This window comes from Nocardioides piscis (assembly GCF_011300215.1).
Classification (GTDB): domain Bacteria; phylum Actinomycetota; class Actinomycetes; order Propionibacteriales; family Nocardioidaceae; genus Nocardioides; species Nocardioides piscis.
In genome coordinates, this window is sequence record NZ_CP049866.1 from 3449579 (window position 1) to 3463630 (window position 14052).

A 14052-nucleotide genomic window follows, 5' to 3' on the forward strand; every position below is an offset into this window, starting at 1 on the left:
CGGCCCCCGTCCCGGCCTTGCTCAGGACGCCAGCTTGTCGTCGGAGTCCGCCTCAGTGGACGCGTCCACCGGCTTGGGGTCCTTGGGCTCGCTGGCCGCCTTGGCGAGCTGCTTGGCCCGGGTGGCGTACATGTCGACGTACTCCTGCTGCGAGAGTCGCATGATCTCGTACATGATCTCGTCGGTGATCGACCTCAGGATGTAGCGGTCGTTCTCCATCCCCTCGTAGCGCGAGAAGTCAAGCGGCGGGCCGAAGCGCACCACCGGCCGGGTCCAGCGGCCGAAGACCTTGCCGCTGGGCGCCACCACATCGGTGCCGACGACCGCGCACGGAACGACCGGCGCCATCGTCTCGAGCGCGAGCCGGGCGACCCCGGTCTTGCCGCGATAGAGCCTGCCGTCGTGGCTGCGCGTGCCCTCGGGATAGATGCCGAACAGCTCGCCCGACTCGAGGATCCTCTTGGCCGAGCGCATGGCCCCCTCGGCCGCGTTGGCGCCCGAGCGGTCGATGGGCACCTGGCCCGCACCGGAGAAGAACTTCTTCTGGAACCAGCCCTTGATCCCGGGGGTGGTGAAGTATTCGGCCTTGGCCACGAAGGTGACCCGTCGGGTCAGCGTCAGCGGCATGAACAGCCAGTCGGCGTAGGAGAGGTGGTTGCTCGCCAGGATGGCCGGGCCCTCCTGCGGGACGTTGGCCAGGCCATAGGCCTTCGGCCGGAAGACGATGCGCAGGACCGGGCCGAGGGCCACCCACTTCAAGAACCAATAGAGCACGGACCGACCCTATCCCGCGCAAAACCTACTGATGAGTCACCGACAAGTCCCGTCTGGTGCACAATCAGCCCCATGCTGATCCATCCCACGGCCGAGCCGTTCTCAGCCCCTGCCCGCCCTGAGCTCACTGGGGGTCGTTCTGTCGGGGTGCTCGTGCTCCATGGCTTCAGCGGATCGCCTGCATCCATGCGCCCGTGGGCCGAAGACCTGAACGGTCGCGGCTACGCAGTGGAGATGCCACTGCTTCCGGGGCACGGGACGCGTTGGCAAGACCTCAATGGAGTGACCTGGCGCCAGTGGTACGACGAGGCGTCGACGGCCCTCGATCGGCTCCTGGAGACGTGCGAGACCGCTGTCGTGTGTGCGCTGTCGATGGGCGGATCCGTGGCCTTGCGGCTGGCTGAGGAGCGCGGCTCCGACGTCGGCGGGCTGGTGCTGGTCAATCCCTTCGTGTCGAGCAAGCGGCGCGAGCTCCTCGCCCTACCAGTCCTCAAGAGGATCCTGCCCGGGCTCAAGGGCATCACCAATGACATCAAGAAGCCCGGCATGGACGAGATCGGCTATCCCATGCTGCCCTTGAAGGGACTGGCGGAGGTCGTCGCGATGTGGCGTGTCGTCGTCCCTGACCTGCCCCGGGTCACGCAGCCGCTGCTCTACTTCCGCTCTCGTATCGACAACGTGATCGACGCCTCCTCGAGCGCGACTGTGCTGGGTGCGGTCAGCTCGAGGGACGTGGAGGAGCGACTCCTCGAGGAGAGCTACCACGTCGCCACGCTCGACCACGACGCGAAGCGGATCTTCGACGAGTCGGCGGAGTTCATCGCGCGCGTCACCGCTTGAGCCGCGGGGCTACCGTTCAGCTGTGAGCGGCACCAGCGACAGCGACCCGACGGGCGAGGAGCCCGGACAGGACTCGCGGGCCGCGCAGGACGAGCAGTGGCGAGCCATCGTCGCCAACTACGGCGACCGGGTCGAGCCCGAGCCGAGCCCGGCCGAGCCTGACCCGGAGGAGCTGGTGGTGCCGGAGCCCGAACCACGGATCGAGCTCGCTGCGGCACACGACGAGCAGCGGTTCGTCCCTCCGCCTCCGCCTCCGCTCCCCCGCCCCGCACCCAGGCGGGCCGTCGCGTGGGCCGGGCTCTTCGGGGTCCCGGTGATCGTGCTGCTCACGCTGGTGATGCAGGTCGACCTGCCCGAGCTGATCGACTATGCGTTCCTGGTGTGGTTCGTCGGCGGCTTCGGTTATCTCGTCGCGACCATGCCACCGTCGCCGCGCGAGCCCTGGGACGACGGCTCGCGCGTCTGACGGCTAGGGTCGCGCTGTGAGTGTGAGCGAGAGCGTCGAAGTCACCGGCCACCTGATGGACAGCGGGATCCTGTCCCGGATCCTCGACGACATCCGTGAATACGACGGCGACTACGTCATCGACCAGTTCGACGTCGGTCACGAGGCGTCCGACACCAGCCGGGCGGCCATCACGGTCTCGGCGGAGGACGACGAGTCACTGCAGCGCCTGCTGATGCGGCTGCAGACCAAGGGGGTCAACCAGGTCGACCCGGGCGAGGCCTCGGTCAGCGTGGCCGACCTCGACGGCGTCTTCCCCGACGGCTTCTACTCCACCACCAACCTGGCCACCCGGGTGCGGATCGGTGGCAAGTGGCTCACCGTCGACAACCCGGAGATGGACTGCGGCCTGGTCGTCGATGGCGAACGCGTCTACACGTTGCCCATGTCGGACGTGAAGGTCGGCATGCAGGTCGTGACCGGCGCATCCGGCATCAAGGTGACAGTGCCCGTGGTCGAGCGGGGCGGTGACTCCTTCGGCTTCATGGAGTCGGACGTCTCCAGCGAGAAGCCGCAGGCCGTGCTGGTGCGACAGGTCGCCGACGGCATGCGCGAGGCGAAGGCCGCAGGAAAGAAGGTGCTGTGGGTGGGTGGCCCGGGCGTGGTCCACACCGGCGCCGCCCCGGCCATGGTCGCGATGGTCGACGCAGGCTTCGTCGACGTGCTGTTCGCCGGCAACGCCCTCGCAACCCACGACATCGAGTCATCCCTCTACGGCACCAGCCTCGGGGTCGACCTCGCCCACGGGCGCGGCGTCGAGCACGGTCACGAGCACCACATCCGGGCCCTCAACACGATCCGCAAGCAGGGTTCGATCAAGGCCGCGGTCGACAACGGTGTCCTGACCGGCGGCATCATGCACGCCCTGGTCAAGCACGAGAAGCGCTTCGTGCTCGTCGGTTCGGTGCGCGACGACGGCCCGCTGCCCGACGTGCACACCGACGTGATCGTGGGCCAGCGCGCCATGCGGGCCGAGCTCACCGACGTCGGGTTCTGCCTGATGGTGGCGACGATGCTCCACTCGGTGGCGACCGGCAACATCCTGCCGGCCTCGATCCCGCTGGTCTGCGTCGACATCAACCCCGCCACCGTCACCAAGCTGGCCGACCGCGGCTCCAGCCAGGCCAAGGGCATCGTCACCGACGTGGGTCTCTTCCTCGAGCAGCTCGCCCACGAGCTGGTCCCCGCCTACCGCCGCTGAGCGTCCTGCCGGGCCATCTCGGCCGCTCCCACGATCCCGGCCTCGGGACCCAGCAGCGCCGGCAGCAGTGACGGTACGGCGCGGTGCGCTGCTCCGACCAGCGAGCGCTCCAGCGCCTGCCTCGCCGGCTCGAGCAGCCGGTCGCCGGCGGCTGAGACCCCACCGCCGACGACGACGACCTCGGGGTCGAGCGCGGCCACCAGGTTGGCCAGGCCTGTGCCCAGCCACTCCCCGACCGAGACGATCGCCTGCCGGGCTGCCAGGTCGCCGTCCTCGGCCGCGGCCGTCACCATCGGACCGGTCACGAGGTCCGGGTTGCCTCCGGTGACCTCGTCGAGCACCGAAGGCTGCTCCGACATCAGCCCTCGGGCGTTCCGCACCAGGGCACTGCCCGAGGAGTACTGCTCCCAGCAGCCACGGCCACCGCACTCGCAGGGGTGACCTCCCGGCACGACCTGCATGTGCCCGAACTCCCCGGCCATGCCGTTGGCGCCCCGGACCAGACGTCCACCGAGCAGGATCGCACCACCGATGCCGGTGCCCATCGTGACCACGATCGCCGAGCCGGCGGCGCGGGCGGCGCCATACGTCCACTCGGCGAGCGCAGCACAGTTGGCGTCGTTGTCCAGGACCACCGGCACCCCCCACCTTTCGCTCAGCCGTGCCCTGACCCCGTCGCCCTGCCACGGCAGGTGGGGGGCGAACACCACCCGCTCGCGCGCGGCGTCGACGAAGCCGGCCGCGGCCAGGCCCACCCCGAGGATCTCGGCACCTGCCGCTGCGGCGTGCACGGCCTCGCTCACCGCCTCCTCGACCTGGGCCACCTCGACCCTGCGGCCCGGCGTCGCTCGACGGGCGTTGCGCAGGACGCGGCCGTCGTCTGCGATGGCGCCGGCCAGCACCTTGGTGCCGCCGACGTCGACGCCGATCCAGACCGGGGGAAGCTCGCTGGTGGGTGTCACGAGGAGCATCCTGTCGCACAGCGTCCGCCCAAGCGTCCTCCTGGCGGCAGCAGGGAGCGCCGGGTAGCCCGTTGTGACTACTTTGCCCTCACATCCGAGTCATTTCGTCGTGCGAACCTGCTGGCTGGTACGGCCTCTCCGTATTCTCGGTCTGCTATCCGGGAACCATGAGCAGCGAGGCGTGACATGAGCACACAGACACGAGGCAGGCATCGCGACGATCGCGGGGCCGCAGCTGTCGAGTTCGCGCTCGTGGCGCCGATCCTGGTCGCCCTTCTCTTGGGCATGGTCGACTATGGGCTCTTTTTCGCCGACGCGATCGGGATGCGCCAGGGAATCCGAGAGAATGCGCGAAAGGCGGTGGTGTCGGACTTCGTCGTCTCACCGGCCTGCAACTCCGGTGGCGACCTCGACAAAATCCGGTGTCAGACCAAAGCCGACATCATCGCGTTCTCGGGAACTGCACAGGTCAAGATCACGGCCCCGAGCGGTTGGGTCAAGGGTGAGCCGTTGACCGTTTGCGCGGTTATCGCAAATCCCGGTGTCACCAAGTTCGTGCCCATGCCGAGCGAGATCACGTCCAAGGTGGAGATGGCAATCGAAACCCAATCCCTACCCCCGTCCGGAACGATGACCTCCACGGACGCTGGTGTGACGTGCTGAGCTCGACTCAGGCACGGCGTCAACGGACCGAGGAAGGAGCGGTCGCGGTCCTCACGGTCCTCCTCTGCCTCGCCCTTTTCGGTATCGCCGCCATCGTCGTCGACCTCGGCAATGCCCAGATGCAGCGCCGAATCGCGCAAAATGCCGGTGACTCCGCAGCGCTGGCCGGAGGCAACGCAATGTTCAATTCGGCGGCACCCTACGTTCCCGACTTGGTCAACGCCGAGACTGCAGCCAAGGACTACGCGCTGAAGAACCACGGGATCACTGCGGCCGAGTGGAGCGCGTGCGTGGACCCCGGCGCGCTATCCACCCCGTCGAGCACCCCCTGCATTTCCTTCGAGGTGACCCCGACGATCGCGCGCGTGCGAGTCAAGATCCCGACTCGCGATGCCGGCGCGACCTTCGCCAGGATCATCGGCGTCAACACCCTCGATGTCTCCGCCTTCGCCCGGTCGACGCTCAACCGTGATGGCAAGAGCCTGTGCGGACTCTGTGTCGTGGGTACGAGCATGGAGCACGACATGCAGAACGGGAAGGTAACCGTCAATGGGGCTGACATACATCTCAATGGCGATGTTGAGGTGGGCCCAAACGGGTTGGTCGCTACCACCGGCGAGATTCGAGTTGAAGGAACTGCTGACGGAAGTAACTACACTCCCAGCCCTGACGAGGGTGCCCTTCCGATTCCAGATCCCCTCGAAGACTGGTTCGATAAGCCCGACATGACCGGGCTTCCTCTCGGGACCAACCCTTGCGCCCAGGGACCAGGCAGATATGGGGATTTCAACTTTCCCAACTCGACCTGCACCTTGTCGCCGGGTCTGTATGTGGTCACTGGCAAGTGGGACTTAGCTGGCCTCGCGGGCATGGTCGGCAACGGAGTGACGCTGTTTTTTACCTGTGGGACGGCACCCATTCCTTCGGCTTGCATCTCACCGGGGGAGGCGGGCGGCTGGCTCAACTTTGCTGGAAACGGCGTGTTCAACATCGTCGCTCCCACAACAGGTGACTATGCCGGCATGGCGCTATGGTACGACCGGCTGAACAACAGTCCACTAGACCTGAACGGCAATGGCAGCGTGACCTACACCGGGACGGTCTACGCCAACTCAGCTGAACTGCGTTTCACGGGTAATGCGTGTGGCACGGGAGCCCTCGATGCTCTTGTCATCGTTCGCACAGTGCGGCTCAGTGGCGCGAACCCATGTCTTGAGCTCAACTACAACCAAGCTGCGAGCACCCAACTGCCGCCTGGCAGGCTGCACTTGGACCAGTAGACCAGACGCCGCGCGTCCCAGTCACGAGGCGCTGCACAGACGGTCATTCTCCGTCGGTCTCCTCCAGATCGATGTGCTCCACTTCGCCGCGCTCTCTCCCACTTCGCGCTGGGCGTGTCTCCAGCATGCCTGCCGCGGCGTGAATCAAGGAGGTCGCCGCAACTGCGAGGTGCTCCTTGACCTCCGGGCTCAAGTGCCGGACTGTGTGCACCGCGCGGCAGAGCGGACACACGGTGCACTCGGCTGACCCGGTCGCGAGGTGCTCGTTCAGGTTGTGAGCTGCTGTCGACACGTGCTCGCCGACGCCGCTCAACCCGTCCTCGAAGCCCTCACCGTGCTGACGCGCCCAGCCGCTCAGTGCACCGAGCAGCTTGGTCGCCTCGTCGGCCAGCGTCCCGACATCAGGCTCCCGTGCCTCGTCGCCGTCGCTCATGACACCCCCTCCTCGAACCTGACCCGGAGCTCACCGCTGGCGACCCGCGCACCGGCGATGCGGTGCCGGCTCAGTCCTGGCGGGAGCGTGAGGAGGCGACGATACGACGCCACGCTGACGACGAGCTCGTCGCCTCGTCGCGCCAGGTCGACCTCGTCGCGTGCGACATGGGGCAGCGCGAGGTGCAGCACCGCGCCCTCGGGGTTGCGGGTGATCCGGAAGGGGCCGTCACCGGTCGGGACCGCGAGCGGGTCGGCGTCGGCATACATCTCGCCGGCCAGCTCGCGCAGCGTCTCGACCCCGACCGGCTCGGCGGCGCGATAGACCGAGCGCCACAGGGGCAGCCCGGCGAAGGACTCCTCGACCTGCTGGAGCACGGCAGTCTGTGCCCGGACCCAGCCTGCCCGCCACTCGTCGGCCTCCTGCGTCGGGAAGATGCGGTTGACCACCACCCCGTCCACCCGGTAGCCGAAGAGGGAGAGCATCGTGTAGGAGCGGCGAGCCTCGGCCAGCACGACCGCCTCGGGGGTCAGCACGACCCGGACGCTGGCACGTGGACCGGTGAGCAGGTCGTGGACCTCGTCCATCTCCGCGTGCAGTCGCTCTATCGCACCGAAGACGGCGTCCTCGGGCATCGGCATCTTCGCGGCCCTCGACAGCACCGGGCCCAGCGCCTTCACGATGCGGCGCTCGACGGGGAAGATCCGCTCCATGTACCACCCGAGCGCCTCGGGCAGCGCCAGGAGACGCAACGTCTCGGCGGTGGGTGCGCAGTCGACGACGATCACGTCCCACTCGTCGCTGATGGCATGAGCGCGCAGCTCAAGGAGGGCCAGCACCTCCTCGGCGCCGGGGATGACTGCGAGCTCCTCGGCGGCGACCGGGTCGACACCCGCGACGTCGAGGACCTGGAGGAGATAGGAGGAGATCTCCGCCCAGGACTGCTCGAACCGGAGCTGGGCGTCGACCTGTTGCACGAACAGTCGAGGAGCCACCTCGGTGGGCTCAGGACCGGCCGACGCCCCGAACGCATCCGCGAGCGAGTGAGCCGCGTCGGTGGACAGGACCAGCGTCCGCTGACCGGCAGCTGCTGACAGGGCGGCCGTGCCCGCCGCGACAGTGGACTTGCCGACCCCGCCCTTGCCGGTGAAGAGAAGGATCCGCACGTGTCGAGAGTCGGCGCTCAGCGCGACTCGACGTGCTTCTTCAGGCCCTTGAGCGCGGTGTCGATGAGGATCTTCTCGCCCTTGCGCTTGAGCATGCCGATGAGCGGGATCGACACGTCCAGCGCCAGTCGGTAGGTCACCTCGGTGGCGCCGTTGCCAAGGTCGCGCAGCGTGTAGGAGCCGTCGAGAGCCTTGAGCATCTTGCCCTGCACCAGGGTCCACGAGACCTTGCGGTCGGCGTCCCAGTCGTAGGAGAGGGTGTATTCGTCCTTGATGGGCGAGACGTCGAGCTCGAAGTAGACCTGCTCGGCGCGACCGTCCGCCCCGGGCTCGGTCACGTCGGCCGTCTTCACGCCCTTCGCCCACGTCGGATATGCCTCGAAGTCGGCGATCACCGCCATCACGTCCGCAGGCGGGGCATCGATCACGATCGAGGACGTGGTCTGTTCGGCCATGACCCGACCCTACCGGACACCCACGGGTTGGGAGTCGCACGCCATGGCAGCGATAGCCTGCCCGCACAACGTCGAACAAGGAGGCTCCGTGCGCGAGTTCGCCACTCCCCTGCCGGTCGAGATCGCGGCGACAGGCAACCTGACCGACGATGTGGTGGACCACGCGCACCAGGCGCCTGACGCAGTGCTCTTCAGCCGCCGTACGGCGCACGGGTGGAGCGACGTGACCGCCGCGGAGTTCGTGGCGGAGGCCAGTGCGGTCGCCAAGGGTCTGATGGCTGCTGGCGTCGAAGCCGGCGACCGGGTCCTCCTGATCGCCAAGACCCGCTATGAGTGGACGCTGTTCGACTACGCCATCTGGTTCGCGGGCGCAGTGACCGTGCCCGTCTATGAGACCTCCTCCGCAGAACAGATCGGCTGGATCCTCCAGGACTCACGCGCCAAGGCGGTCGTGGCCGAGGGCAGCGAGCTCCTCGCCCGTCTGCGCCAGGCCCGCGACAGCGGCAGCGGCAGCGATCTCAACCACGTCTGGTCGATCGATGACAACGCCGTCGGAATCCTCAGCCGGCTCGGCGACGACATCGCCGACGAGGTGTTGGAGGAGCGCCGCAGGTCCTTCGGGCCCTCAGCGCTTGCGACGATCATCTACACCAGCGGCACCACCGGGCGACCCAAGGGCTGTCAACTCACCCACGGCAACTTCATGTTCGAGCTCGGCGTCGCCACGCACGAGCTCGACGTCCTGTTCAAGACTGACGGGGCGTCGACACTGCTGTTCCTGCCACTGGCCCACGTCTTCGCCCGGATCATCCAGGTCGGCGCCATCAAGCAGCGGGTGCGCCTGGGCCACAGCCATGACATCAAGACGCTCCTGTCCGACCTCGAGGACTTCCGTCCGACCTTCATCCTCGCCGTCCCCAGGGTCTTCGAAAAGGTGTTCAACACCGCCTCGCAGCGGGCGACCGCGGACGGGCGGGGCCACATCTTCGACCGCGCCGCCCAGGTCGCCATTGCCCACTCGAGGGCACAGGACAAGGGCAGGATCCCCCTCCGGGTGCGCGCCCAGCACTCAGTGTTCGACAAGCTCGTCTACGCCAAGCTGCGGACCGCCCTCGGAGGGGCTTGCACCTACGCCGTGTCCGGTGGTGCTCCCCTGGGTGAGCGGCTCGGCCACTTCTACCGAGGCATCGGAGTCACCGTGCTCGAGGGATACGGCCTCACCGAGACCACTGGCGCCCTGACGGTCAACCTCCCCGACACACAGAAGATCGGCACCGTCGGCCGTCCCCTCCCCGGCACCACCGTGCGCGTCGCTGACGACGGCGAGCTGCTGTTCCGGGGCGGACAGGTCTTCGGCGGATACTGGGACAACGAGCCGGCCACGGCGGAGGCCTTCGTCGACGGCGGCTGGTTGCGCACGGGCGATGTCGGTGAGGTCGACGACGAGGGCTTCGTCAAGGTCACTGGTCGCAAGAAGGAGATCCTCGTGACCGCGGGCGGCAAGAACGTCGCCCCGGCCGTGCTGGAGGACCGGCTGCGCGCGCACCCGCTCATCGACCAGTGCATGGTCGTCGGTGACGGCCAGCCCTTCATCGCCGCGCTCATCACCCTCGATCGCGAGTCGTTCCCTGCCTGGGCTGACTCGCACTCAAAGCCCCACTCGATCGGGAAGAACCTCGAGGACCCAGACCTCGTGGCCGAGATCCAGGCTGCGGTGGACGAGGCCAACAACGCGGTCTCGAAGGCAGAGGCCATCCGCAAGTTCACGATCCTTCCCGATGAGTGGACCGAGGAGAGCGGACAGCTGACACCCAGCCTCAAGCTCAAGCGCAACGTCGTGATGCGCGAGTTCCGACAAGACGTCGAGGACCTCTACCTCAGCTGACCCTGACTGAACGGACGAGGGTGGCCATAGTCATTTCGGGTGGTGTCGACACTCCTCTGGGCGGTTTGTTCGGTTTAGCCTCCGGCCCTGCCGCGCAGCCCCTAGATTCCTTGGTTGGGGCGGAATCTGGGTCCACCCCAGGCACCTGCGGTCAGATCATGGCCCACCGGTCGCCCTGAGCACCCCCAGATGAAACCCCCTTGGATTCTCTGACTGCGAAGGAACGCCCCATGGCTCGCCGCACTGTTCTCCTCATCGTCGCCGCGTTGATCGCGCTGCTTGGCACGGCCATGATCGTGCTCTACGTCAAGGGCATCGATGCGCGGGCCACCGAGGGTCAGGAGATGGTTGAGGTTCTCACCGCCTCGGGCACCATCGAGATCGGCGAGGGTGTTGCCGAGGCCCAAGAGGCAGGCAAGTTCGAGACGACATCCGTCCGGCGCGACGACGTGGTCGAAGGCTCATTGACCTCCACCAGTTCGATCGCCGACGCCGTTGCGATGGGGACGATCTATCCAGGCGAGCAGATCCTCGCCGCCAAGTTCGGCAGCCTCAGCGATGTCGACAGCTTGGTCATCCCCGACGACAAACTGGCCGTGTCGGTGGAACTCACCGACCCTGCTCGAGTCGCAGGGTTCGTGAACCCCGGCTCCCAGGTGGCCATCTTTGTCTCCGCTGAAGCCGTACTTGCTCTGCCCGGCGGCCCCGCTGCGGCCACTCCCTACACGCGACTTCTGCTGCCGAAGGTCCAGGTGATCGGGGTGGGGACGACAAGTGTGTCAGCGAAGACCACCACCACCGAGGAGGGGGCAGCCGTGACCGAACAGGTGCCCCGGACGATCCTGACGGTAGCGGTCAACCAGAAGGAGGCGGAAAAAGTCATCTACGCCTCCCGCAACGGTGATGTCTCCTTCGCACTGTTGAACAAGAACACGAAGGTGTCCGACCAGCCCGGCGTCACGGCCAAGGACCTGATGCCCGAGATCGCTGCGACTGCGCCGTGACCGCGATCCTCGAGCCCGACCTCGGGCAGCTCGCGATCGTGCAGACCATGCTGCACGGGTCCATCGCCGTGAACACGGTGGAGGCTCTCCATGAGCACATCGCGGCCAACCCGCACGAGTTTGCCGTCGTCATCGGTCCCTCCGTGCCCATGGACGTCTCCACCGACTTCGCCAAGTGGGCACGCATCAACAGGCCCGACCTCGGGGTGATCCTGCTCCGCCCGTTCATCGACCACGACGTTCTTGCGACTGCCCTTCGCAGCGGCATGCGCGAGGTCGTGGAGGCGAGCGACCTGGCCGGCATCACGACCGCGGTGCACCGGGCGCGCTCCGTGGCGAGCGAGATCGCCCGGGCCATGGAGAGCGAGTCCAAGGCGGCCGTGACCGAGGCAGTGGCCGAAGTGGCCGCCAAGGCTGCTGCGGCCCAGGCAGCAGCGGACGCGCCCAAGGGCAAGGTCTTGACCGTGTTCTCGACGAAGGGCGGGGTGGGCAAGAGCCTGCTCGCCGTCAACACCGCCATGGCCCTGTGTGATGCCGGTCAGCGGGTGTGCCTGATCGACCTCGACGTCAACAGCGGCGACGTGGCGATCATGCTCCAGCTGACGCCACATCGCACGATCAACGACCTGGTCGCCTTCAACGGCATCATCGACGAGACGGCGATCAGCTCCATCCTGACCAAGCACTCGGACCGGCTCTCGGTGGTTGCCGCGCCCGTGCGCCTCGACTCCCCCGACCATGCCACGGCCGACGACATCGGACGGATGATCGACACCCTCAAGGCGATGTTCGACTTCGTGGTGGTCGACACCTCAGGGGTGTTCGACGACAACGCCTTGACGGCACTGGACCGCACCGACGTCATCATCCTCGTGGCAACCCTGGACATCCCGGCCCTGAAGGGGCTCAAGCTCGCCACCACGACCCTCGACCTGCTCAACTTCCCGCGCGACATCTGGAAGTTTGTCCTGAACCGGGCCGACGGCAAGGTGGGCCTGACCATCGACGAGTTCGAGTCGACGCTGGGTCTCAAGTCCGATATCTCGCTCGTCTCCAGCCGAGAGGTCCTCTCGGCCGTCAACCGTGGTGAAGCCCTCGTCCGGGCGTTCCCCGCACACCCCAACAGCAAAGCCATCTCTACCTTCGCCGCGTCGTTCATCCCGAGTGACGCATCGACCTCGGCGGGCCACAAGTCCGCCGGATCGCGTCTTCGCCTCAGGAGGGGCTGACATGAGTCTCAGCGACAGAATCGCCGCCGCCCAACGCGCCCGTTCACCTCGCGAGGGTGACGCAGCTCCGGGCCAGCCGACCCCGCCAACCACTGCCGCCCCAGTGGCAACGGCACCGCCCGCACCAGCTGCCCCTGCAGCGACACCTCATGCAGCCACACCCCCGGTCGCTGCGACGCACAACGCGTCCGCGTCGAGCTCCGTGACGTCTCCCGGCACCGGCACCGCCGCCCTGACCAAGCTGACCGCCAGCCGGGCCACGGCCTCCACGGGTCGCGACGCCTTCGCCGAGGTCAAGCGAGTCGTGCACGCCCAGCTAGTCGAAGCCCTCGGACCGAAGCTCTACGACGCCCACATCACACAGTCCGAGCTGGAGCAGCAGGTCCACGTGGCGCTTCAGAACGCGCTCGCCGACGCAGACCAGCCCATGTCCTCCGTCGATCGTGCCCGGGTCTCACAGGAGATCGCCGACGACATCCTCGGCTATGGGCCGCTCGAGCCCCTCCTACGCAGTGGTGACCTGTCCGAAGTCATGGTCAACTCCTTCGACAGCATCTATGTCGAGGAGAACGGCAAGCTCGTCAAGACCGACGCCCAGTTCGCCGACGAGGCCCACCTGCGCCGCACGATCGACAAGATCGTCAGCAAGATCGGCCGACGTGTCGACGAGACCAGTCCGATGGTCGACGCCCGTCTGCCTGACGGCAGCCGCGTCAACGCGATCATCCCGCCGCTGGCGCTCGACGGCTCCAAGCTCACGATCCGAAAGTTCTCCGAGGACCCGCTCACCGTCGAGGACCTGATCAACTTCGGCTCCCTGTCGCGGGCTGCCGCAGAGCTGCTGGCCGCCTGTGTCAAGGGTCGCCTGAACATCCTGGTCTCGGGAGGAACGGGTGCCGGGAAGACCACGACGCTCAACGTCTTGTCGTCGTTCATCCCCCACGACGAGCGAATCGTGACCATCGAGGACGCGGCGGAGCTCCGACTGCACCAGGACCACGTGCTCCGCCTGGAGTCCCGTCCGCCCAACATCGAGGGCAAGGGCGCCGTGACCATCCGCGACCTCGTGAAGAACTCTCTGCGTATGCGACCCGACCGGATCGTCGTCGGTGAGATCCGCGACGCCGCAGCGCTCGACATGCTCCAGGCGATGAACACCGGTCACGACGGGTCCATCTCGACCCTGCACGCCAACACGCCGCGAGACGCTCTCGCCCGACTCGAGACGATGGTGCTGATGGCGGGGATGGACCTCCCGGTCCGGGCCATCCGCGAGCAGGTCGCCAGTGCGGTGGACCTCATCATCCAGCAGACCCGGCTCAAGGACGGCACGCGCCGGATCACCGCCATCACCGAGATCGTCGGCATGGAAGGTGACATCGTCACCACCCAGGACGTGTTCATGTTCGACTACCACGCAGGCACCGACGAGAACGGCAAGTTCCTCGGCGACCTCAAATCGATGGGATTGCGCCCCCGCTTCCTCGATCGTCTCTCCGACCACGGGGTCAAGGTCGACCCGACGATCTTTGCCACCTCTGGCGGCCTCAGGTGAACTCTGCTCGCGCGTCCTCACATTGGCGTCGTGGCGCCGTCGTAGTCGGGCTGCTGTTCGTCACATCCCTTGCGACGGCCGCTCCCGCTGTAGCGGTTGA

The 14052-nt window shown here is 67.2% G+C and carries 14 protein-coding genes; 9 read left to right on the forward strand and 5 right to left on the reverse strand.

The features are described 5' to 3' along the window. Positions 1-21: 21 nt before the first annotated feature. Positions 22-774, reverse strand: coding sequence for a lysophospholipid acyltransferase family protein (locus G7071_RS16925; protein ID WP_166320554.1), 753 nt, complete (start codon positions 772-774; stop codon positions 22-24). 72 nt (positions 775-846) lie between these two features. Between G7071_RS16925 and G7071_RS16930 the strand changes: the two genes are divergently transcribed. Genes G7071_RS16930 through G7071_RS16940 form a run of 3 tightly spaced genes read left to right on the forward strand, consistent with a single transcriptional unit; the run spans position 847 to position 3320 of the window. Next, a complete protein-coding gene (locus G7071_RS16930) occupies positions 847-1614 on the forward strand; it encodes an alpha/beta hydrolase (protein WP_166320555.1) in 768 nt (255 codons plus the stop codon). Between the two features lie 22 nt (positions 1615-1636). Continuing rightward, a complete protein-coding gene (locus G7071_RS16935; RefSeq protein ID WP_166320556.1) occupies positions 1637-2080 on the forward strand; it encodes a hypothetical protein in 444 nt (147 codons plus the stop codon). Positions 2081-2096: 16 nt separating this feature from the next. Beyond that, on the forward strand, positions 2097-3320 hold the full coding sequence (locus G7071_RS16940) for an ornithine cyclodeaminase, nickel-pincer nucleotide-dependent (protein WP_166320557.1): 1224 nt from the start codon (positions 2097-2099) through the stop codon (positions 3318-3320). Here the strand turns inward: G7071_RS16940 and G7071_RS16945 are convergent. Next, the gene (locus tag G7071_RS16945; protein WP_246210107.1) at positions 3308-4282 is read right to left on the reverse strand and encodes an ROK family protein; all 975 of its coding nucleotides are present in this window, start codon (positions 4280-4282) and stop codon (positions 3308-3310) included. The two genes, G7071_RS16940 and G7071_RS16945, sit on opposite strands and share 13 nt — an antisense overlap. A gap of 186 nt (positions 4283-4468) precedes the next feature. Between G7071_RS16945 and G7071_RS16950 the strand changes: the two genes are divergently transcribed. Together G7071_RS16950 and G7071_RS16955 are read left to right on the forward strand one after the other, a co-directional pair. Beyond that, positions 4469-4945 carry a TadE/TadG family type IV pilus assembly protein gene (locus tag G7071_RS16950; protein WP_166320559.1) on the forward strand — a complete coding sequence of 159 codons (477 nt, stop codon included), beginning with the start codon at positions 4469-4471 and terminating at the stop codon, positions 4943-4945. Continuing rightward, complete coding sequence (locus tag G7071_RS16955; RefSeq protein WP_166320560.1) at positions 4939-6225, forward strand: pilus assembly protein TadG-related protein; 1287 nt, start codon at positions 4939-4941, stop codon at positions 6223-6225. The genes G7071_RS16950 and G7071_RS16955 overlap by 7 nt, the downstream gene beginning before the upstream one ends. A 43-nt stretch (positions 6226-6268) precedes the next feature. Here G7071_RS16955 and G7071_RS16960 read toward each other — a convergent pair whose 3' ends face one another. Genes G7071_RS16960 through G7071_RS16970 form a run of 3 tightly spaced genes read right to left on the reverse strand, consistent with a single transcriptional unit; the run spans position 6269 to position 8279 of the window. Beyond that, positions 6269-6658 (reverse strand): hypothetical protein, encoded by a 390-nt coding sequence (locus tag G7071_RS16960; protein ID WP_166320561.1) that lies wholly within the window; start codon positions 6656-6658, stop codon positions 6269-6271. Continuing rightward, positions 6655-7824, reverse strand: a complete 1170-nt coding sequence (locus G7071_RS16965; RefSeq protein ID WP_166320562.1) for an ArsA family ATPase — start codon at positions 7822-7824, stop codon at positions 6655-6657. Before G7071_RS16965 ends, G7071_RS16960 begins: the two co-directional genes overlap by 4 nt. Positions 7825-7841: 17 nt before the next feature. Continuing rightward, entirely contained in the window at positions 7842-8279 is a 438-nt protein-coding gene (locus G7071_RS16970) for an SRPBCC family protein (protein WP_166320563.1), read from the reverse strand. 88 nt (positions 8280-8367) lie between these two features. Here G7071_RS16970 and G7071_RS16975 point away from each other — a divergent pair, with 88 nt between their 5' ends. The 4 genes from G7071_RS16975 (at position 8368) to G7071_RS16990 (ending at position 13952) form a co-directional block, all read left to right on the forward strand. Further along, the gene (locus tag G7071_RS16975) at positions 8368-10164 is read left to right on the forward strand and encodes an AMP-dependent synthetase/ligase (protein WP_166320564.1); all 1797 of its coding nucleotides are present in this window, start codon (positions 8368-8370) and stop codon (positions 10162-10164) included. A 230-nt stretch (positions 10165-10394) separates the two neighbouring features. Then, positions 10395-11168 (forward strand): Flp pilus assembly protein CpaB, encoded by a 774-nt coding sequence (cpaB, locus tag G7071_RS16980; RefSeq protein ID WP_166320565.1) that lies wholly within the window; start codon positions 10395-10397, stop codon positions 11166-11168. Continuing rightward, on the forward strand, positions 11165-12397 hold the full coding sequence (locus G7071_RS16985; RefSeq protein WP_166320566.1) for a CpaE/TadZ family protein: 1233 nt from the start codon (positions 11165-11167) through the stop codon (positions 12395-12397). The genes cpaB and G7071_RS16985 overlap by 4 nt, the downstream gene beginning before the upstream one ends. 202 nt (positions 12398-12599) lie before the next feature. Then, a complete protein-coding gene (locus G7071_RS16990) occupies positions 12600-13952 on the forward strand; it encodes a TadA family conjugal transfer-associated ATPase (RefSeq protein WP_246210109.1) in 1353 nt (450 codons plus the stop codon). The last annotated feature ends 100 nt before the right edge of the window (positions 13953-14052 follow it).

Bases quoted from the DNA above. Each gene is read 5' to 3' on its own strand.
- G7071_RS16960 (WP_166320561.1), bottom strand. From the start codon at position 6,658: ATGAGCGACGGCGACGAGGCACGGGAGCCTGATGTCGGGACGCTGGCC.
- G7071_RS16950 (WP_166320559.1), top strand. From the start codon at position 4,469: ATGAGCACACAGACACGAGGCAGGCATCGCGACGATCGCGGGGCCGCA.
- cpaB (WP_166320565.1), top strand. From the start codon at position 10,395: ATGGCTCGCCGCACTGTTCTCCTCATCGTCGCCGCGTTGATCGCGCTG.
- G7071_RS16970 (WP_166320563.1), bottom strand. From the start codon at position 8,279: ATGGCCGAACAGACCACGTCCTCGATCGTGATCGATGCCCCGCCTGCG.
- G7071_RS16930 (WP_166320555.1), top strand. From the start codon at position 847: ATGCTGATCCATCCCACGGCCGAGCCGTTCTCAGCCCCTGCCCGCCCT.